The organism is Dietzia sp. DQ11-38-2 (assembly GCF_014145055.1).
In the GTDB taxonomy this organism is placed as follows: Bacteria; Actinomycetota; Actinomycetes; order Mycobacteriales; family Mycobacteriaceae; genus Dietzia.
Window position 1 is genome coordinate 1 of the sequence record NZ_JAALDW010000490.1, and the last position, 731, is coordinate 731.

A 731-nucleotide genomic window follows, 5' to 3' on the forward strand; every position below is an offset into this window, starting at 1 on the left:
CAGGGCCTGGCCCGGCCGCATCAGGGCCCCCTCGTTGACGGCATCGGCGTAGAGGTCCCGGCGCGCGGCCCGGGTGAGTGCGGAGGCGTCCGGCGGCACCTCGAGCGGGATCTCGCCCCGGCCGTACAGCCGCACCGCGATGGCGATCCCGGCGGCCACGACCACCAGTGAGGCGGTGGTGACCAGCCAGACCGGCACGACGTGCTCGACGTGGTGTCCACCCACGACCGGGGCCAGCCAGTCCTCGAGCCGCCCGCCGATCGCGAGCAGGGCTCCGGAGGCCACGGACCCCACCGCGATGACGATCATCGGCGCCGTCATGGACACCGGTGACTCGTGGGGATGCGCGCCGTCCCGCCAGCGCCGTCGGCCGAAGAAGGTCAGGATCATCACCCGAGTCATGTAGAACGCGGTCAGACCGGCTCCGAGGAGCGCCACCGCGCCCAGCAGGTAGCCGGCCGCTCCGCCGCCACCCACGTCGAACGCCGCGGAGATGATGCCCTCCTTGGAGTAGAAGCCGGCGAACGGCGGGACGCCGATGATCGCGAGGTACCCCAGTCCGAAGGTGACGAAGGTGACCGGCATGACCGTGCGGAGGGCGCCGTACCGTCGCATGTCGACCTCGTCGTCCAACCCGTGCATGACCGATCCCGCGCCGAGGAAGAGTCCGGCCTTGAAGAAGCCGTGGGTGAGCAGGTGCATGATCGCCAGGGCGTATCCGGCCGGGCCGA

General features: G+C 71.4%; 1 protein-coding gene. It reads right to left on the bottom strand.

What is annotated here, in order from left to right:
* Positions 1-731: proton-conducting transporter membrane subunit (locus tag G6026_RS17640; RefSeq protein WP_277815618.1), on the bottom strand; the 731-nt coding region annotated here is incomplete at both ends.